Here is a 19,382-nt window from a genome sequence, read left to right on the forward strand (position 1 = left end):
GTCTCGCGCTAGTCCGACTTCTGGCCCGACTTCAGCATGTTGCGCAGCACGTACTGCAGGATGCCGCCGTTGCGGTAGTAGTCGGCCTCGCCGGGGGTGTCGATGCGCACCACGGCGTCGAACTCCACTGCGTCCGAACCGTCCTTGCTTGCCTTGACCTTCACCGTCTTCGGCGTCTTGCCGTCGTTGAGCGCCTCGATACCGGTGATGTCGAACACCTCGGTGCCGTCCAGCCCCAGGTCCTTGGCGGACTTGCCGTCGGGGAACTGCAACGGGATCACGCCCATACCGATCAGGTTGGACCGGTGGATGCGCTCGAAGGACTCGGCGATCACCGCGCGCACCCCGAGCAGCCGCGTTCCCTTGGCCGCCCAGTCACGCGACGAGCCCGACCCGTACTCCTTGCCGCCCAGCACCACCAGCGGAATGTCTTGCGCCGCATAGTTTTGCGCCGCGTCGTAGATGAACGCCTGCGGCGCGTCATCCTGGGTGAAGTCGCGGGTGTAACCGCCGGACACGTCGGCGAGCAGCAGGTTGCGCAGCCTGATGTTGGCGAACGTGCCACGGATCATCACCTCGTGGTTGCCGCGCCGCGAGCCGAAGGAGTTGTAGTCCTTGCGCTCCACGCCGTGCTCGTCGAGATACTGCGCCGCCGGGGTGCCCGGCTTGATGCTGCTGGCGGGGGAGATGTGGTCGGTGGTCACCGAATCACCGAGCAGCGCCAGCACCCGCGCGCCGGTGATGTCGGCGACCGGCTCGGGCTCGGCGGGCATCCCGTCGAAGTACGGGGGCTTGCGCACGTACGTCGAATCCGGGTTCCACTCAAAGGTGTTGCCGCTCGGCGTGGGCAGGTTGCGCCAGCGCTCGTCGCCCTTGAAGACGTCGGCGTAGTTTTTGGTGAACATCTCCTGGTTGATCGCCGAGGCGATGGTGTCGGAGACGTCCTTCTGCGACGGCCAGATGTCTTTGAGGAAGACGTCATTGCCGTCCTTGTCCTTGCCGAGCGGCTGCTCGTCGAAGTCGAAGTCCATGGTGCCGGCGAGCGCATAGGCGATCACCAGCGGCGGCGACGCCAGGTAATTCATCTTCACGTCGGGGTTGATGCGGCCCTCGAAGTTGCGGTTGCCCGACAGCACGGCGGCCACCGAAAGGTCGTTGTCGTTGATCGCCTTCGAAATGTCCTCGGGCAGCGGGCCGGAGTTACCGATGCACGTGGTGCAGCCGTAGCCGACCAGATAGAACCCCAACTTCTCCAGATACGGCCACAGGCCGGCCTTGTCGTAATAGTCGTGGACCACCTGGGAGCCCGGGGCCATGGTGGTCTTCACCCATGGCTTGGAGACCAAGCCCTTTTCGACGGCGTTGCGCGCCAGCAGCGCGGCGCCCAGCATCACCTCGGGGTTGGAGGTGTTGGTGCACGACGTGACGGCGGCGATCACCACCGCGCCGTGGTCGAGCACGAACTCGCCGAGCTCGTCGGACTTGACCGTCACCGGGCTGCTCACGCGGCCCTTGGAGTGCGCGGCGGCCGATTGCACCTTGTGGTCGTCGGCGTGGCCGTTGGTTGCCTGCCCCGGGTCACTGGCCGGGAACGACTCATCGACAACCTCGTCGAGCTTGGAGTATTCCTTCTTGTCGGGGTCGTCACCGACGTAGTCGCAAATCTGCTCGCGGAACGTGGATTTCGCGTCGGCCAGCGCGATCCGGTCCTGCGGACGCTTGGGGCCGGCGATGGACGGCACCACGTCGGACAGGTCGAGTTCGATGTATTCGGAGTACTCGGGCTCGTGCTTCGGGTTGTGCCACATGCCCTGTTCCTTGGCGTAGGCCTCGACCAGCGCCAGCTGCTCGTCGTTGCGGCCGGTGAACTTCAGATAAGAGATCGTCTCCTCGTCGACCGGGAAAATCGCTGCGGTGGAACCGAATTCGGGGCTCATGTTGCCCAGGGTGGCTCGGTTGGCCAGCGGCACCTCGGCCACGCCCTCGCCGTAGAATTCGACGAACTTGCCGACCACGCCGTGGTGGCGCAGCATTTCGGTCACGGTCAGCACGACGTCGGTAGCCGTCACGCCGGGCTGTATCTCGCCGGTCAACTTGAAGCCGACCACGCGGGGGATCAGCATCGACACCGGCTGGCCGAGCATCGCGGCCTCGGCCTCGATGCCGCCCACGCCCCATCCGAGCACGCCGAGGCCGTTGACCATCGTGGTGTGCGAGTCGGTCCCCACGCAGGTGTCGGGGTAGGCCACCACTGTGCCTTGCGCGTCCGCGCGAGACATCACCACTTTGGCGAGGTATTCGATGTTGACCTGGTGCACGATGCCGGTGCCCGGGGGCACCACCTTGAAGTCCTGGAACGCCCCCTGGCCCCAGCGCAGGAACTGGTAGCGCTCCCCGTTGCGCTGGTACTCGATCTCGACGTTGCGCTCGAACGAGTCGGCGGTGCCGAACAGGTCGGCGATCACGGAGTGGTCGATCACCAGGTCGGCCGGCGCGAGCGGGTTGACCTTCTCCGGGTCGCCGCCGAGGTCGCCGATCGCCTCGCGCATGGTGGCCAAGTCGACGATGCACGGCACGCCGGTGAAGTCCTGCATCACGACGCGCGCCGGGGTGTATTGGATCTCAATGCTGGGCTCCGCCTTGGGATCCCAGTTCGCGATGGCCTCGATGTGGTCCTTGGTGATGTTGCTGCCGTCCTCGTTGCGCAGCAGGTTCTCGGCCAGGACTTTGAGGCTGTAGGGGAGCTTCTCGGTATTGGGGACGGCATCGAGGCGATAGATCTGGTAACTCTTGTCGCCGACCTCGAGGGTGTTGCGGGCTCCGAATGAGTTCACAGAATCAGTCACTTCAACTCCCAAGGATTTAGTTCTAGCGCCGACGGGCTGAGTGTCGGCGGATCGTCCAAAACGATCATGCAACTTTAACAGTACGCTTGTCCTGCATTACTACGGCAGTCCTGATTGCAGTCTTATCGCGGTGGCCGCCGGTTAAACCTTCGCGTGCGCCCGAATCTCGCCGGGATGAACGCGGCGCGATCGGCGCCGGGCGCGATGCGGCGCCCGCGCGTCGCGTACGGTGCCTCTAGCACTACCGCAGGAGGCGCAGATGACCGGGCACGTTTCTTTCGGACCGCCGCCGCAAACGGTTCCGGTCCTTCCCGCCTACATTCCGGTGGACGTCGACATGACGATGATCAAGGCCCAGGTCGCCGCCACCGGGGTCAGCGCGCCACCGGCGGCCATGCCCGGTTTGCTCGAGGTGGTCAACCAGGCGCACGGCGACGGCATCAACCTCAAGATCGTGCTGCTCGACCACAACCCCCCGAACGACACCCCGCTGCGCGACATCTCGACCGTGGTCGGCGCCGACTACCACGACGCCACCGTCCTGACGCTGAGCCCGAGTTACGTCGGCAGCTACAGCACGCAGTTCCCGCGCGTCACCCTCGAGGCCGGCGAGGACATCGCCAAGACGGGCAACCCGGTGGTCTCGGCGCAACATTTCCTGCACGAGCTCGACACGCCCGAGTTTCCCTGGACCGGCCTGACGATCTTCCTGTTGATCGCGGTCTTCGCCGCGGCCGTCGGCACCCGATTGCTGCAGGTGCGCGGCGAGCGCTCAGCAACCTCGGACGGGTCGGCGACCGCTGAGGACGCCGAGGCCAACACCGGGTCCTGACGACTCGCGGCTAATTCGGCAAACGGGCCAGGTCACCGTTCGGTCACATTAAACGCACGTAGAGAGTGCGATTTCGGTGGAGCGTTTGCACGCCCACCTGTGTGACGTACGGTGCAAATGATGCTGGTGTTGTCTTTGGCGCCTTACGAGAATGCTGTGGCCGGCGCCGCCCGTCGCGTCGAGCCGTAGGAGACCTAGTCGAATGAGACGCACACGCTGGGGGTCTTCCGCGCGACCGACCGCAAGATTGCTCCGGCCCGTCGTGCCATCGGTGTTGAGCGTGGCCCTCTTGGTGTGCACCCCGGGACTGGCGGAGGCTGACCCCGCAGCCGACAATCTCGCGGCACTGATCGCGAACGTCGCCAAGGCCAACCAGCGCCTGCAGAATCTGAGCGCCGAAATTCAGACCGAACAGGAAAGCGTCAACAAGGCCCTCGTCGATGTGGAGACCGCCCGGGACAACGTGGCCACCGCCCAACACGATCTGGAGACCAGCCAGCAGGCGGTCAAGGACGCCAACGCGGCGATCGCCGGGGCGCAGCAGCGCTTCAACACGTTCGCCGCGGCCGCCTATATGAACGGACCGTCGAGCAGCTACCTGACCGCCAGCAGCCCCGACGACATCATCGCCACCGAGGCCGCCGCCAAGAGCCTGACCGCCAGTTCGCAGACCGTGATGGCCAAGCTGCAGCAGGCCCGCACCGAGCAGCTGAACAAGGAATCGGCGGCGCGGCTGGCCAAGCAGAACGCCGACAAGGCCGCCGCCGACGCCAAGTCCAGCCAGGATGCCGCCGTGGCGGCGCTGACCAATTCCCGGCAGAAGTTCGACGAGCAGCGCGAGGACATGATCCGGCTGGCCGCCGAGCGGAACCAGGCGCAGGCCAAGCTCGAGGCGGCCAAGCGTGAGGCCGCCGCCCGGCAAGGGTCGGGCGGCTCCCCGGCGTCGGGCGATCGCTGGGAGACGGGAACGCCCGGCGGAGCGGCGCCGTCGTCCGGGGCCCGCCAGTGGGACGGCGCCTGGGACCCCACGCTGCCGATGGTCCCGAGCGCCAACATCCCCGGCGACCCGATCGCGGTGATCAACCAGGTGCTGGGCATCTCGGCCACCTCGACACAGGTCACCGCCGGTCTCGGCCGCAACTTCCTGCAGCAGCTGGGCATCCTCAAGCCCGACGACACCGGCATCACCAACGCGGCGCCGGGCGGGGTCGGGGGGCGCATTCCCCGGGTGTACGGCCGGCAGGCCACCGAGTACGTGATCCGGCGCGGCATGTCGCAGATCGGTGTGCCCTACTCCTGGGGCGGCGGCAACGCGGCCGGCCCGAGCAAGGGGATCGACTCCGGGGCCGGCATCACCGGTTTCGACTGTTCGGGCCTGGTCCTGTACTCGTTCGCCGGGGTGGGCATCAAGCTGCCCCACTACTCGGGCTCGCAGTACAACCTCGGCCGCAAGATCCCGTCCTCGCAGATGCGCCGCGGCGACGTCATCTTCTACGGCCCGGGCGGCAGCCAGCACGTGACGATCTACCTCGGTGACGGGCAGATGCTCGAGGCTCCCGACATCGGGTTGAAGGTTCGCGTCGCCCCGGTGCGCACCAGCGGCATGACCCCCTACGTGGTCCGATACATCGAATGGTGATCCAGTGAGAACTGAACGGGAAGTCATGCGCCGCAAGCGATTCCGTCTCATCAACTTCGCCTGGATCACCACCGTGGTGACCGGGCTGATGCTTTCTGTGGCCGGTCCGGCTCCGGTGGCCGCGGCCGATCCGGGCGCGTGGGATCCCACCCTGCCGGCCCAGATCAGCGCCGGCGCCCCGGGCGATCCGCTCGCCGTCGCCAATGCCTCGCTGCAGGCCACCGCCCAGGCCACCCAGACCACGTTCAATTTGGGCAAGCAGTTTTTGGGCGGGCTCGGCATCAACATCGGCGGCGATCCCGCTCCCAGCGCGGCCACCCCCTCCAACCCCGGCGGCAAGATCCCGCGGGTCTACGGGCGGCAGGCCATCGAGTACGTGATCAAGCGCATGGGGTCGCAGATGGGCGTGCCCTACTCCTGGGGCGGCGGTTCGCTGGACGGCCCCAGCAAGGGCGTCGGCGACGGGGCCAACATCACCGGCTTCGACTGCTCGGGGCTGATGCGCTACGGCTTCGCCGGGGTCGGCGTGCTGATCCCGCGGTTCTCGGGTGACCAGTACAACGCCGGGCGCCACATCCCGCCGGATCAGGCCAGGCGCGGCGACCTGATCTTCTACGGCCCGAACGGCGGCCAGCACGTCACCATGTACCTGGGCAACGGCCAGATGCTGGAGGCCTCCGGCAGCGCCGGGAAGGTTACGGTCAGTCCGGTTCGTAAGCCGGGGATGACGCCGTTCCTGACCAGGATCATCGAGTACTGATCGCGGGGGCCGGCGACCCATCGGCCGGGCGAGCGTCGACGGGGACCGGCAGGCCTGGAATAGTTGGACGAGGGCACGTCGCTGCCCGGCAGTCGTGTCCGATTGAGCGTGGAGGGTTCTTGATGACAGCAGCAGGTGGGCCGCCGCCAGGCGCCAGTGGTTACTCGGGCCCGGGCGGGCAAGCAGGTTCGCCGGCTCACGAAGCGCCGACGGGTGGGGGCAACGGACTGGCCGCCGAGGTCCAGACGCTCGAGCGCGCCATCTTCGAAGTCAAACGCATCATCGTCGGCCAGGACCAGCTGGTGGAGCGGATGCTGGTCGGCCTGCTGTCCAGGGGCCACGTGCTGCTCGAGGGTGTGCCGGGCGTCGCCAAGACGCTGGCCGTCGAGACGTTCGCGCGGGTGGTCGGCGGGACGTTCGCGCGCATCCAGTTCACCCCCGACCTGGTGCCCACCGACATCATCGGTACCCGCATCTACCGGCAGGGCAAGGAGGAGTTCGACACCGAGCTCGGCCCGGTGGTGGTCAACTTCCTGCTCGCCGACGAGATCAACCGCGCGCCCGCCAAGGTGCAGTCGGCGCTGCTGGAGGTCATGCAGGAACGCCACGTCTCGATCGGCGGCAAGACCTTCCCGCTGCCCAACCCGTTCCTGGTGATGGCCACCCAGAACCCGATCGAGCACGAGGGTGTGTATCCGCTGCCCGAGGCGCAGCGCGACCGCTTCCTGTTCAAGATCAACGTCGGCTATCCGTCGCCGGAAGAGGAGCGCGAGATCATCTACCGGATGGGCGTGCGCCCGCCGGAGCCCAAGCAGATCCTCAACACCGGCGACCTGTTGCGACTGCAGGACATCGCCGCCAACGTCTTCGTGCACCACGCGCTGGTGGACTATGTGGTGCGCGTCGTGACGGCCACCCGTCATCCGGAACAGCTCGGCATGAACGACGTCAAGACGTGGATCTCGTTCGGTGCGTCGCCGCGCGCCTCGCTGGGCATCATCGCCGCCTCCCGGTCGCTGGCGCTGGTCCGCGGCCGCGACTACGTGATTCCGCAAGATGTCGTGGACGTCATTCCCGACGTCCTGCGGCACCGGCTCGTGCTCACCTATGACGCGCTGGCCGACGAGATCTCGCCGGAGATCGTCATCAACCGGGTGCTGCAGACGGTCGCCCTGCCTCAGGTGAATGCCGTTCCGCAGCAAGGGCATTCGGTGGCCCCGGTGATGCAACCCGCCGGCGCGGCCAGCGGTCGGTGACCGGGCCCAAGGGGCGGTCGGCTGTCCATCCCCCGTCGATGCAGCGCGGGCAGATCGATGACCCGAAGCTGTCGGCGGCGCTGCGCACCCTCGAGCTCACCGTCAAACGCAAGCTCGACGGTGTGCTGCACGGCGATCACCTCGGGCTGATCCCGGGCCCGGGCTCCGAGCCGGGGGAGTCGCGCGAGTATCAGCCCGGTGACGACGTCCGCCGCATGGACTGGGCCGTCACCGCGCGCACCACCCATCCCCACGTTCGGCAGATGATCGCCGACCGCGAGCTGGAAACCTGGTTGGTGGTGGACATGTCGGCCAGCCTGGACTTCGGCACCACGGTGTGCGAGAAGCGCGACCTGGCGGTGGCGGCCGCGGCCGCGATCACCTTCCTCAACAGCGGCGGCGGCAACCGGCTCGGCGCGATCGTGTCCACCGGCGCGAACATCACCCGGGTGCCCGCCCGCTCCGGCCGCCAGCATGAGCAGACGCTGTTGCGCACCATCGCCACCACGCCGCGCGCGCCGGTCGGGGTGCGCGGCGACCTGGCGACGGCGATCGACGCGCTGCGCCGCCCGGAACGCCGGCGCGGTATGGCGGTGATCATCAGCGACTTCCTCGGGCCGATCAACTGGATGCGCCCGCTGCGCGCGGTCGCCGCCCGGCACGAGGTGCTGGCCATCGAGGTGCTCGACCCCCGCGACGTCGAACTGCCCGACATCGGCGACGTGGTACTGCAGGACGCCGAGTCCGGGGTCACCCGCGAGTTCACCATCGACGCGCAGCTGCGCGACGACTTCGCCAAGGCCGCCGCGGCGCACCGCGCCGACGTGGCGCGCACCATCCGCAGTTGCGGGGCCCCGGTCCTGACGCTGCGCACCGACCGCGACTGGATCGCCGACATCGTGCGGTTCGTGGAATCCCGCCGGCGCGGGGCATTGGCGGGGCGCCAGTGACTCGCATATGAGCCTGCCGCTCCTGGGCCCGATGTCGTTGTCGGGCTTCGAACATTCGTGGTTCTTCCTGTTCCTGTTGGTCGTCTTCGGCCTGGCCGCGCTCTACATCCTGATGCAGTTGGCGCGGCAGCGGCGCATGCTGCGGTTCGCCAACATGGAGCTGTTGGAAAGCGTTGCGCCCAAACGGCCTTCGACGTGGCGGCATGTGCCGGCCATCCTGCTGGTCGCGTCGCTGGTGCTGTTCACGATCGCGATGGCGGGCCCGACGAACGACGTCCGCATTCCCCGCAACCGCGCGGTGGTGATGCTGGTGATCGACGTGTCGCAGTCGATGCGCGCCACCGACGTGCAACCCAACCGGATGGCGGCGGCCCAGGAGGCGGCCAAGCAGTTCGCCGACGAGCTCACCCCGGGCATCAACCTGGGACTGATCGCGTATGCGGGGACCGCGACGGTGTTGGTGTCGCCGACGACCAATCGGGACTCGACCAAGGCCGCGCTGGACAAGCTGCAGTTTGCCGACCGCACCGCCACCGGGGAGGGCATCTTCACCGCCCTGCAGGCCATCGCGACGGTCGGCGCGGTGATCGGCGGCGGCGACAAGCCGCCGCCGGCGCGCATCGTGTTGTTCTCCGACGGCAAGGAGACGATGCCGACCAACCCCGACAACCCGAAGGGCGCCTTCACCGCCGCGCGCACCGCCAAGGACCAGGGCGTGCCGATCTCGACGATCTCGTTCGGCACCCCCTATGGTTTCGTCGAGATCAACGACCAGCGCCAGCCGGTGCCGGTCGACGACGAGACCCTCAAGAAGGTGGCCCAGCTCTCGGGCGGAAACGCTTACAACGCAGCGTCTTTGCAGGAGCTGAAGGCCGTCTACGCGACCCTGCAACAGCAGATCGGCTACGAGACGATCAAGGGCGACGCGAGCGTGGGCTGGGTGCGGCTGGGCGCGCTGGTGTTGGCGTTAGCGGCGCTGGCGGCGCTGCTGATCAACCGCCGCCTGCCGACTTGAGTCTTCGCCGTCCCCCTGAGCCCGCTTGTAACGCCACGGCGGGATTCCGCGCGATTTTTCGCCCTGGCGTTACAAGCGGCGGCTTCGGGCGTCGCGCACCCGGCGAATGATGTCGGAGGGATGGTGCTCGGCGATGACGCGGACGACGATCCAGCCGTAACGCTCGAGCATCTCGAGTCGGCCGATGTCCTTGGCGTATTGGGTGCGCAGGGACCGATGGTGGTCGCCGTCATACTCGACCGCGACCTTGATGTCCTCCCACCCCATGTCCAAATACGCCTCGGCCCAACCCCATTCGTTGCGTATGGCGATCTGTGTCTGCGGCCGCGGGAAGCCGGCATCGATCAACAACAGACGCAGCCACGTTTCCTTCGGGGACTGAGCCCCGCCGTCGACCAGTTCGAGAACCGCCCTGGCGGCCCTCACGCCGTGGCGGCTGCGGTAGCGGTCCGTGAGCACCTCGACGTCGGCCATCTTCAGCTCCGTCGCTTGCACCAGCGCATCGATCGCGGCGACCGCGATGTCTCTGGGATGACGACGTGCCAAGTCAAGCGCGGTGCGCGCCGGCGTGGTGACGCGCATCTGCTCGACGACGGTGATCTCGTGCGGTTCGATGCGTTCCTCCCAGACGTGTACTCCCGGGGCCGGACGTCGATTGGTATCGATGATCTCGGCGGGTCGGGACGGGTCGATCCACCGAGCCCCATGCATGGCGGAGGCCGAGAAGCCCGCCAGGACGCCCCTTCGGCGCGATCGCAGCCAGCACGCCTTGGCCCGCAGCATCGCCGTCAGTTCGGCATCCCTCGGCAGGTACACATCGCGATGCAGGGCGACGTAACGACTCCGCAGCTCATGCCGCGACATCAGTCGCGCGGCCAGGGCTTCGCTGCCCAGGAACGGGTCGGTCATGACGAGAGTGTGCTGAGTCACACCGACACCGGATCGCGCTCGTAACGCCACGGCGGGATTCCGCGCGATTTTTCGCCCTGGCGTTACGGCCGGTGGCAAAAAGCGGGACGAGGGAAACGGGGGAGGTTTCGGCCAGCGTGAGCCGAGGCGATAGGTTGACGGGGTGACTGACACGGCCACCAAGAACACCACCGAAAGTGCTGCCGACTACGGCAGACCCGCATTCGTAGCCCGCTCGGTCCTGGTTACCGGAGGAAACCGGGGGATCGGTCTGGCGATCGCGCAGCGGCTGGCCGCCGACGGCCACAAGGTGGCGGTCACGCACCGGGGATCCGGGGCGCCCGAGGGGTTGTTCGGCGTCGTGTGCGACGTCACCGACAACGAGGCCATCGACCGCGCGTTCAAGGAGGTCGAGGAGCACCAGGGCCCGGTTGAGGTGCTGGTGTCCAATGCCGGCATATCCAAGGACGCATTCCTCATCCGGATGACCGAGGAGCGGTTCGAGGAGGTCATCAACGCCAACCTCACCGGGGCGTTCCGGGTGACCCAGCGCGCCGCGCGCAGCATGCAGAAAAAGCGGTTCGGCCGCATCATCTACATCGGCTCGGTCTCCGGCAGCTGGGGCATCGGCAACCAGTCCAACTACGCGGCCGCCAAGGCCGGCCTGATCGGCATGGCCCGCTCGATCTCCCGGGAGCTGTCCAAGGCCAACGTGACCGCGAATGTGGTGGCGCCGGGCTACATCGACACCGAGATGACCCGTGCCCTCGACGAGCGGATCCAGGCGGGTGCGCTGGACTTCATCCCGGCCAAGCGGGTCGGCACCGCCGCCGAGGTCGCCGGGGTGGTCAGCTTCTTGGCATCCGAGGACGCCAGCTACATCGCCGGCGCGGTCATCCCGGTGGACGGCGGCATGGGCATGGGCCACTGACTTCAAATACGACATACGGACACTAAGGACGGACATGGCTGGACTGCTCGACGGCAAACGGATCCTGATCTCGGGGATCATCACCGATTCGTCGATCGCGTTTCACATCGCCAAGGCGGCCCAGGAGGCCGGGGCGCAGTTGGTGCTGACCGGTTTTGACCGGTTGCGCCTGATTCAGCGCATCGCCGACCGGCTTCCGGAGAAGGCGCCGCTGATCGAGCTCGACGTGCAGAACGAGGAGCACCTGAACTCGCTGGCCGAGCGGGTGACGGCCGAGATCGGCGACGGCAACAAGCTCGACGGCGTGGTGCACTCGATCGGGTTCATGCCGCAGACGGGGATGGGCATCAACCCGTTCTTCGACGCGCCGTACGAGGACGTCTCGAAAGGCATTCACATCTCGGCGTATTCGTACGCCTCGCTGGCCAAGGCGACGCTGCCGATCATGAACCCCGGCGGTTCGATCGTCGGCATGGACTTCGACCCGAGCCGCGCGATGCCGGCGTACAACTGGATGACGGTCGCCAAGAGCGCGCTGGAATCGGTCAACCGGTTTGTGGCGCGCGAGGCGGGTAAGTTCGGCGTCCGCTCCAATCTCGTTGCCGCGGGCCCGATCCGGACCCTGGCGATGAGCGCGATCGTCGGCGGTGCGCTGGGCGAAGAGGCCGGCGCCCAGATGCAGCTGCTCGAGGAGGGTTGGGACCAGCGCGCCCCGATCGGCTGGAACATGAAGGACCCGACACCGGTCGCCAAGACGGTGTGCGCGCTGCTGTCGGACTGGCTGCCGGCGACGACGGGGACCATCATCTACGCCGACGGTGGCGCCAGCACGCAATTGCTTTAGGGCCTAATGGAATTCGACGCCGTCCTGCTGCTGTCCTTCGGTGGGCCGGAAGGCCCCGAGCAGGTGCGGCCGTTCTTGGAGAACGTCACCCGGGGTCGCAACGTGCCGCCGGAACGCCTCGACCACGTCGCCGAGCACTACCTGCATTTCGGCGGGGTGTCACCGATCAACCGGATCAACCTGGCGCTGATCGAGCAGTTGCGCGCCGAACTGACCGACCGCGGCCTGGACATCCCGGTCTATTTCGGCAACCGCAACTGGGAGCCCTACGTCGAAGACACCGTCGCAACCATGCGCGACAACGGGATTCGCCGAGCGGCGGTGTTCACCACCTCGGCGTGGAGCGGCTATTCCAGCTGCACCCAATACGTCGAGGACATCGCTCGGGCGCGACGCGCCGCCGGGCCGGACGCACCCGAATTGGTCAAGCTGCGGCCGTATTTCGACCACCCGCTTTTTGTCGAGATGTTCGCCAGGGCAATCACAGACGCGGCCGAAAAGGTTCCCGACGCGCGCCTGGTGTTCACCGCGCATTCGATCCCGGTGGCCGCCGACGAGCGGCTGGGCCCGCGGCTGTACAGCCGGCAAGTCGCCTACGCCGCAAGCCTTGTGGCGGCCGCCGCCGGATACGCCGACTACGACCTGGTATGGCAGTCGAGGTCGGGGCCGCCCCAGGTCCCGTGGCTTGAGCCCGACGTCGCCGACCACCTGGCGGCCCTGGCGGAGGCGGGCACGACGGCCGTCGTCGTCTGCCCGATCGGTTTTGTGGCCGACCACATCGAGGTGGTATGGGACCTCGACCACGAGTTGGCGGGACAGGCCGAGACCGCGGGGATCACGATGGTGAGGGCGTCAACGCCCAACGCCCACCCGCGTTTTGCGCAACTGGCCGTCGACCTGATCGACGAATTGCGCCACGGCCGGGCGCCCGAACGCGTGACCGGTCCCGACCCGGTGCCCGGCTGCCTCGCCAGCGTCGACGGCGCGCCATGCGAGCCGCCGCACTGTGCGGCCCGCTATCAGGACTAGTCCGCCCAGGCCGAATGCAGGATCGCGGTCACGGCGGCCATCCGCGCCGAACGCACCACGGCGGTCAGCGGTCGCAGCGCGTCGCTGGCCATGCGGGCCTCCGACGACGACTGCGTGCCGAGCGGTTCGAGGCCGGCGGCGATGGGCGCGGCGAAACGGTCCGGTGAGTCGGACCGGCTCAGCCCCGCGCTGACCGCGATGATGGCGTCGACGTGCGCGGCGTTCTCCAGCACCCGCAGCGCGCGCGACGGAGCGTGATCCGGAATGCGGTGTTGCCGTGCGGATTCCAGCAATTGTTCGACCAGCCCCCGCGGATCGTCGACGTCGGCCGATCCCAGCCCGATGGTGCCCAGCGCGTCGGCGGCCGAGCGCACGGCGGACCGCAGGGTGTATTCGGCGTCGCCCAGCTCGTAGTGGTCGAGTATCGGGGCGCCGGGCAGCGAGTACACGGTCCACGTCAGCGTGCACAGTTCGGCCAGGCCGGTCTCGTAGTCGTCGGGCGTGTCGTCGTCGTCCTGATAGGAGAATTCGGGGACCAGGCCGACGGCGGTAGCGGGGCTGTGGGGGTTGGCGATGATGATCGCCTCGCCGGCGGACAGCGCGTCCCGCTCGAACTGCGTTCCCGGGGCCAGGCCGCGCACATCGCCGGGTACCGGCAAAACCACGTTGATGGTCCCGCGCATCAGGGGAGGCGCCCCCCGCGTCGACGTGGGGCGGCCCACCGCGGCGCGCAGAGTCTGCAGCAGCGTGACCGTCCCGGCGTCGTTGACATCGGGCCACGGCAGCCCGGTATGACCCGCCGCCACGGCATCATACGCGGTCACCGATTGCTTTGGCGCCCAAACGGATAACGCGTCCAGGACGTCATCGGGCGCGGCCTTACCCGCGAGCCAGGCATTGGCCCACAGGGACAGCGAAACACTGGGACACCACACCAGACGCAGTGTAGTTGTTTTGCCCCGCACAGGCGGATCACGCGTATCCTTGCCGCATGCACGCCGCGCTGCTATGGCTAATATTCGCGCTGGTGCTGGCCGGTGCGGAGGCGCTCACCGGCCATATGTTTTTGGTGATGCTCGGCGGGGGCGCGCTGGCCGCGGCCCTCACGAGTTGGTTGCTGGATTCACCGGTGTGGGTGGACGGCGCGGTGTTCCTGGTCGTCTCGGTGCTGCTGCTGGTGGTGGTGCGTCCGCCGCTGCGGCGCCGGCTGACGCCGAACGTGCCGCGCTTGGGAATCGAAGCGCTGGAGGGCAAAACCGCGCTGGTGCTCGAGCGCGTGGCCCGCGACAACGGTCAGGTGAAGCTCGACGGCCAGGTGTGGACCGCGCGTCCGCTCGACGAGAACGACGTCTACGAACCCGGCGAGCCCGTGACCGTGATGCAGATCGACGGCGCCACCGCGGTGGTCTTCAAGGCCGGCCTGTAGGGCCGCGAGAACGGCTGCGAAAGAAAGGAACTCCGATGCAAGGTGCGGTTGCTGGTCTGGTGCTGCTGGCGGTGCTGGTGATTTTCGCCATCGTCGTGGTGGCCAAGTCGGTGGCGCTGATACCGCAGGCCGAGGCCGCGGTGATCGAACGGCTGGGCCGCTACAGCCGCACCGTCAGCGGACAACTCACACTGCTGGTGCCGTTCATCGACCGCATCCGGGCCCGGGTGGACCTGCGTGAGCGGGTGGTGTCGTTCCCGCCGCAGCCGGTGATCACCGAGGACAACCTGACCCTCAACATCGACACTGTCGTCTACTTCCAGGTCACGGTTCCCCAGGCGGCCGTCTACGAGATCAGCAACTACATCGTCGGCGTCGAGCAGCTCACCACCACCACGCTGCGCAACGTGGTCGGCGGGATGACGCTGGAGCAGACGCTGACATCGCGCGACCAGATCAACGGGCAGCTGCGCGGCGTGCTCGACGAGGCCACCAACCGCTGGGGCCTGCGGGTCGCACGGGTCGAGTTGCGCAGCATCGACCCGCCGCCGTCGATCCAGGCGTCGATGGAAAAGCAGATGAAGGCCGACCGCGAGAAACGGGCGATGATCCTGACCGCCGAAGGTATGCGCGAGGCGGCCATCAAGGAGGCCGAGGGTCAGAAGCAGGCGCAGATCCTGGCCGCCGAGGGCGCCAAGCAGGCGGCGATCCTGGGCGCCGAGGCCGAGCGGCAGTCCCGGATGCTGCGCGCCCAGGGTGAGCGCGCCGCCGCCTACCTGCAGGCGCAGGGGCAGGCCAAGGCCATCGAGAAGACCTTCGCCGCGATCAAGGCGGGCCGGCCCACCCCGGAGATGCTCGCCTACCAGTACCTGCAGACGCTGCCGGAGATGGCCCGCGGCGACGCCAACAAGGTGTGGGTGGTGCCCAGCGACTTCAGCGCGGCGCTGCAGGGATTCACCAAACTCCTGGGCACCCCGGGCCAGGACGGGGTGTTCCGCTTCCAGCCCTCGCCGGTCGAGGACGCGCCCAAGCACAGCGCCGGCGACGACGCCGACGTCGCGGACTGGTTCTCCACCGAAACCGACCCCGCGATCGCCCAGGCGGTGGCCAAGGCGGAGGCGATCGCCCGTCAGCCGGCCGAAGGCCCGGGCGAGCTGACTCAATAGGATTGCGGGATGAGTGCGTTGACCTCCCCCAAGACTTATGCGGCGCTTGGCGCCTTCCACGCCGTCGACGCGGTACTGTGCGGCGTCCAGGTGGCCCCGATCAAGAAGGTGCTGGATGACGTGGGCCTGCCGGAGAACGTGCGGCCCGTGTTGCCGGTGGTGAAGGCGGCCGCCGCGGTCGGCCTGCTGTCGGTCACCCGTTTCCCCGTCCTGGCGAGGGTGACGACGGCGATGCTGACGCTGTACTTCGTGGTGGCGGTCGGCGCGCACGTCCGGGTGCGCGACAAGGTCGTCAACGGCCTTCCGGCCGCGCTGTTTTTGGCCCTGTTCGCCGCGATGACGGTCAAGGGCCCGGACCGGGGTTAGTCCAGCTTCAACTCGACCAGCGGCAGCGGGGTATTCGTGTCGGTGATCGGCGCGCCGAGCGTGTCCTCGAGCACGGGGCGCATCCGCTCCCACGTTTTTGGGTGGCGGGTTCGGTAGTCGGACAGCGTGCGGTCGGCCTCGTGTTGGTCGAGGACGCGCGCGGCGGCGGGCCTGGGCGCGTGGCTGCCGGCGTAGACGCGTACTCGAGGGTTGGCCGCAATGTTGCGGAACCACTGGGCTTTTCGGCCAAATCCGGAGGCCACGACGTAGGTGTCGGGGGACGGGTGGTCGATGACCTCCAGCACCGCGTGGCGCGGCGCTCCGGATTTGCGGCCGATGTGTTCGAGCAACAGGATGCGCGAGCCGAACAGCGCGCCCGCACGGGCCTTGTAGATCCAGATCGGTGCGCGCATCAGGTGGCGCGACCGTAGCAGCCGTGCGGCGAGTTTGGCGGGGAGCGGAGACGATTGATCTCGTGGCACGCTCCCCATCCTGCACTCAGGGGCGCGGCGCGGGGGACGGTGGCGGCGGGGGCGGCGTCGGGACACCCTCGTGCGGCGGTCCCGGCCAGGCGCCATGCGGCGGTTCCAGCGGGCCCGGCGGGCCGGGCGGGCCGGGCGGGCCGGGCGGGCTGGGCGGCGGCGCAAATCCGAACCCTCCCGGACCGGCCATCGGCGGCGGGGGCGCATGGAACAGCATCGGCGGGGGCCCGGGTGGTGGCGGCGGGCCGGGCGGACCGACGCTGACGATCCAGGCGAAGGCGATGGCCGCGACGGTGCCGACCGCGCCCACCAGCGCTCCCGCCACCCCGGCGGCGATCACCACACCGGTGGGGTGACGGCGTCGCTCGGGCGGACGGTGGGCGGGCGGCGGATTGCTCGGCGGATTGGTGTCGATGTCGTCGTTCGTGGTCATGTCACGGACGGTAGGAGCCGGATCTGAAGTGGATCTGAAGAAACTGCGCCGAGTCCCATCCGCCACTGCCGTCACGAGCGGAAGGAAGCAGTGTTGTGCCCACCTCCGAGCGACAACGGCCGCGACGCCGCGCCGGCAGCGAGATTGTCGCTCGGAGGTGGGCACCGAACACATCGCCGACCTCTTGTGACCAACGAGGCTGCCGTGGCGGGAGAGACCGGCGTCTTCAGGTTCGTTTCAGCACCGGCGCCGACAATGGTGGTCATGACTGATTGCGTCCGCACGGCCGCGGGTCGCGGCGGTCACTTCAGCGTGGGCACACCGCGGGTGCTGGTCGTCGAAGACTCAGAGACCATCCGGGAGATGGTCAGCGAGGCGCTCGCCGATGTCGGCTATCACACCGACGCCCGCTGCGACGGCGACGGGCTGGAAGAGGTGCTCGACGGCATGCGGCCCGATCTCGTGGTGCTCGACGTGATGCTGCCGGGCCGCGACGGGTTCGCGCTCATCGATGTCATCCGCGAATGGGGCGACATCGGAATCGTCTTGATCACCGCTCGCGACGGGCTGCCGGACCGGTTGCGCGGCCTCGACGGCGGAGCCGACGACTACGTCATCAAGCCGTTCGAGTTGGCCGAGCTGGTGTCGCGGGTCGGCGCGGTGTTGCGCCGGCGCGGACGGCTGCCGCAGGTGGTTCAGGTGGGCGAAGTTGCGCTGGACCTCGGCGCCGGGGTCGCCGCGCGCGACGGCCACCGGCTCGACCTGACCGCCACCGAGCTGCGCGTGCTGGCCTTCCTCGTGGAGCAGCGGGGCCGGATCGTCTCCGCCGCCCAGATCCTGAACGGGGTGTGGGGCTACGACGCGTACGACCCCAACCTGGTGCAGGTGCACGTCAGCGGATTGCGGCGCAAGCTCGAGGCCCACGGCCCCCGGATCCTGCACACCGTTCGCGGCATCGGCTACCGGCTGCAACCCGAGCGGCCATGACGGGCGCATCGACGACGCCGACTCCGTCGCTGCAACGGCGCGTGACGCTGGTGGTGTTGGCGCTGCTGGCCGTCCTGCTAATGGTGCTCGGGGTGACCATCGACGTCACGATGGGCGTCCTCACCCGCCACAATCTGCACGACCGGCTGCTCGCCGAGACATCGCGCGCCGACGCGCTCAGCGCCGCGCACACCTCGCCCGATCGGATCGCGGCCGAACTCAACGGCGGCGGGATTCGCGGGCTCGTCGTCACCGCCGACGGCGCCGCCTACGGAGACCGCGGGATCAGCCCCGACCTGACCGCCGGACCGGTGCAGCCGCCACCGCCGCCCGTTCCGCCACCTCCGCCACCGCCGTATCCGCCTGCGCCCTATGCGTTTCCGCCGCCACCGCCGCCGCGACCGCCAAGGCCCGGCCCTCCGCCGGATGCCACCGCGACGGCCGTGGTGCATCCGTTGCCCGACGGCTCCCGGGTGATCCTGGTCGCCGACACCACGCAGACGACGCAGGTCACTCGCCAGCTGCGTGGGCTGCTGATCGCGGCGGGCCTGGTGACCTTGCTGATCGCGGCGCTGTTGCTGATCGCGGTTAGCCGGGCGGCGCTGCGGCCGCTGGATCGGCTCACGGCGCTGGCCAACGCCATCACCACCGGGGACCGCGGCTGCCGCCTGCATCCCGAGCGCACCGACACCGAACTCGGCCGCGCCGCAAGCGCTTTCGACGGCATGCTGGACGCCTTGGAAACGTCCGAGCGCCGCGCCCGGCGCGCCGCCGACACCGCACAGCGCGCGGAGACGGCAGCCCGGCGATTCCTCGTCGACGCCGCCCACGAGCTGCGCACCCCGATCGCCGGCATCCAGGTCGCCGCCGAGCAACTCGCCAACAGCGCCTCCGAACACCACGACGGAAGCCAATATCGCCGGGCGGCGCTGCTGTTCTCCGATGCGCGCCGGGCCGGACGGCTCGTGTCCGACATGCTGGACCTGAGCCGCATCGACGCCGGGCTGGCGCTCGAGCGCGATGACGTCGACGTGGCCGCCGTGCTCGATGGCGAAGTCGACCGAGCCGCCATGCTGGCACCGCAGATCACGGTGCGCCGCACCGGATTACCGTCGCTGACGCTACAGGCCGACCCGACCCGGTTGTCGCAGATCGTGTCCAACCTGCTCGACAACGCTCGCCGGTACACCCCGGCCGGCGGCGCCATCACCGTCGACCTGCGCGCCGGCGACGACGTCGCGGAGGTCACCGTGACCGACACCGGGCCGGGCATCCCGGAGCAGGAGCGGGATCGCGTCTTCGAGCGGCTGGTGCGCCTGGACACCGGGCGCGCCCGCGACCACGGCGGCGCCGGGCTGGGACTGGCGATCGCCCGGGCGCTGGCCCGCGCCCACGGCGGCGACCTGGAGTGCCTGCCCCACGAGGGCGGCGCTCAGTTCCGGCTCGTCCTGCCGATCAACGCCCGGCGATCGGGATAGCTGAGTCGGACCGGGCGCGGAACGAGGCCAGGG

18 protein-coding genes and 1 pseudogene are annotated in these 19,382 nt (G+C 68.6%); 14 read left to right on the forward strand and 5 right to left on the reverse strand.

Annotated elements, in window-relative coordinates; genetic code table 11:
* Positions 1–8 precede the first annotated feature (8 nt).
* Positions 9–2,846: an aconitate hydratase AcnA gene (acnA, locus tag QGN31_RS10125; RefSeq protein ID WP_043955070.1), complete on the reverse strand. Its 2,838-nt coding sequence runs from the start codon at positions 2,844–2,846 to the stop codon at positions 9–11.
* A 259-nt stretch (positions 2,847–3,105) separates the two neighbouring features.
* Between acnA and QGN31_RS10130 the strand changes: the two genes are divergently transcribed.
* The 6 genes from QGN31_RS10130 to QGN31_RS10155 all read left to right on the forward strand — a co-directional run bounded on the left by QGN31_RS10130 (position 3,106) and on the right by QGN31_RS10155 (position 9,298).
* Positions 3,106–3,678: an Rv1476 family membrane protein gene (locus QGN31_RS10130; protein ID WP_008257976.1), complete on the forward strand. Its 573-nt coding sequence runs from the start codon at positions 3,106–3,108 to the stop codon at positions 3,676–3,678.
* 202 nt (positions 3,679–3,880) lie between these two features.
* On the forward strand, positions 3,881–5,317 hold the full coding sequence (ripA, locus tag QGN31_RS10135; protein WP_014711976.1) for an NlpC/P60 family peptidoglycan endopeptidase RipA: 1,437 nt from the start codon (positions 3,881–3,883) through the stop codon (positions 5,315–5,317).
* A gap of 25 nt (positions 5,318–5,342) precedes the next feature.
* Entirely contained in the window at positions 5,343–6,077 is a 735-nt protein-coding gene (gene ripB / locus QGN31_RS10140) for an NlpC/P60 family peptidoglycan endopeptidase RipB (protein ID WP_008257972.1), read from the forward strand.
* Between the two features lie 122 nt (positions 6,078–6,199).
* Positions 6,200–7,333: a chaperone MoxR1 gene (moxR1, locus tag QGN31_RS10145; RefSeq protein WP_008257970.1), complete on the forward strand. Its 1,134-nt coding sequence runs from the start codon at positions 6,200–6,202 to the stop codon at positions 7,331–7,333.
* Positions 7,334–7,371: 38 nt separating this feature from the next.
* Positions 7,372–8,283 (forward strand): DUF58 domain-containing protein, encoded by a 912-nt coding sequence (locus tag QGN31_RS10150; protein ID WP_014380439.1) that lies wholly within the window; start codon positions 7,372–7,374, stop codon positions 8,281–8,283.
* Between the two features lie 7 nt (positions 8,284–8,290).
* Complete coding sequence (locus tag QGN31_RS10155) at positions 8,291–9,298, forward strand: VWA domain-containing protein (RefSeq protein ID WP_008257965.1); 1,008 nt, start codon at positions 8,291–8,293, stop codon at positions 9,296–9,298.
* Between the two features lie 69 nt (positions 9,299–9,367).
* On the opposite strand, the gene QGN31_RS10160 is transcribed toward QGN31_RS10155, so the two are convergent.
* Positions 9,368–10,207, reverse strand: a complete 840-nt coding sequence (locus tag QGN31_RS10160; protein ID WP_014942430.1) for a hypothetical protein — start codon at positions 10,205–10,207, stop codon at positions 9,368–9,370.
* Positions 10,208–10,370: 163 nt separating this feature from the next.
* Between QGN31_RS10160 and fabG1 the strand changes: the two genes are divergently transcribed.
* The 3 genes and pseudogenes from fabG1 to QGN31_RS10175 all read left to right on the forward strand — a co-directional run.
* The gene (fabG1, locus tag QGN31_RS10165) at positions 10,371–11,138 is read left to right on the forward strand and encodes a 3-oxoacyl-ACP reductase FabG1 (RefSeq protein ID WP_014942429.1); all 768 of its coding nucleotides are present in this window, start codon (positions 10,371–10,373) and stop codon (positions 11,136–11,138) included.
* Positions 11,139–11,172: 34 nt separating this feature from the next.
* Complete coding sequence (inhA, locus tag QGN31_RS10170; RefSeq protein WP_009953267.1) at positions 11,173–11,982, forward strand: NADH-dependent enoyl-ACP reductase InhA; 810 nt, start codon at positions 11,173–11,175, stop codon at positions 11,980–11,982.
* A 6-nt stretch (positions 11,983–11,988) separates the two neighbouring features.
* Positions 11,989–13,036, forward strand: a pseudogene (locus QGN31_RS10175) (ferrochelatase); the annotation flags it as partial.
* Here the strand turns inward: QGN31_RS10175 and QGN31_RS10180 are convergent.
* Complete coding sequence (locus QGN31_RS10180) at positions 13,008–13,946, reverse strand: hypothetical protein (RefSeq protein ID WP_326544697.1); 939 nt, start codon at positions 13,944–13,946, stop codon at positions 13,008–13,010. The pseudogene QGN31_RS10175 and the gene QGN31_RS10180 overlap by 29 nt on opposite strands.
* Positions 13,947–14,002: 56 nt before the next feature.
* On the opposite strand from QGN31_RS10180, the gene QGN31_RS10185 reads away from it, so the two are divergent.
* Genes QGN31_RS10185 through QGN31_RS10195 form a run of 3 tightly spaced genes read left to right on the forward strand, consistent with a single transcriptional unit; the run spans position 14,003 to position 15,969 of the window.
* Positions 14,003–14,437 (forward strand): NfeD family protein, encoded by a 435-nt coding sequence (locus tag QGN31_RS10185; RefSeq protein ID WP_008257952.1) that lies wholly within the window; start codon positions 14,003–14,005, stop codon positions 14,435–14,437.
* Positions 14,438–14,472: 35 nt separating this feature from the next.
* Positions 14,473–15,603, forward strand: coding sequence for an SPFH domain-containing protein (locus QGN31_RS10190; protein ID WP_043955066.1), 1,131 nt, complete (start codon positions 14,473–14,475; stop codon positions 15,601–15,603).
* 9 nt (positions 15,604–15,612) lie between these two features.
* Positions 15,613–15,969, forward strand: coding sequence for a DoxX family protein (locus tag QGN31_RS10195; RefSeq protein WP_008257948.1), 357 nt, complete (start codon positions 15,613–15,615; stop codon positions 15,967–15,969).
* On the opposite strand, the gene QGN31_RS10200 is transcribed toward QGN31_RS10195, so the two are convergent.
* Positions 15,966–16,460 (reverse strand): nitroreductase family deazaflavin-dependent oxidoreductase, encoded by a 495-nt coding sequence (locus QGN31_RS10200; RefSeq protein ID WP_043955063.1) that lies wholly within the window; start codon positions 16,458–16,460, stop codon positions 15,966–15,968. The genes QGN31_RS10195 and QGN31_RS10200 overlap by 4 nt on opposite strands.
* 7 nt (positions 16,461–16,467) lie before the next feature.
* A complete protein-coding gene (locus QGN31_RS10205; protein ID WP_014942424.1) occupies positions 16,468–16,884 on the reverse strand; it encodes a hypothetical protein in 417 nt (138 codons plus the stop codon).
* 255 nt (positions 16,885–17,139) lie between these two features.
* On the opposite strand from QGN31_RS10205, the gene QGN31_RS10210 reads away from it, so the two are divergent.
* Entirely contained in the window at positions 17,140–17,871 is a 732-nt protein-coding gene (locus QGN31_RS10210; RefSeq protein ID WP_014385186.1) for a response regulator transcription factor, read from the forward strand.
* Complete coding sequence (locus tag QGN31_RS10215; RefSeq protein WP_014385185.1) at positions 17,868–19,349, forward strand: HAMP domain-containing sensor histidine kinase; 1,482 nt, start codon at positions 17,868–17,870, stop codon at positions 19,347–19,349. The genes QGN31_RS10210 and QGN31_RS10215 overlap by 4 nt, the downstream gene beginning before the upstream one ends.
* Positions 19,350–19,382: the final 33 nt, after the last annotated feature.

The sequence above is a fragment of the Mycobacterium sp. 2-64 genome, assembly GCF_035918375.1.
Classification (GTDB): domain Bacteria; phylum Actinomycetota; class Actinomycetes; order Mycobacteriales; family Mycobacteriaceae; genus Mycobacterium; species Mycobacterium intracellulare.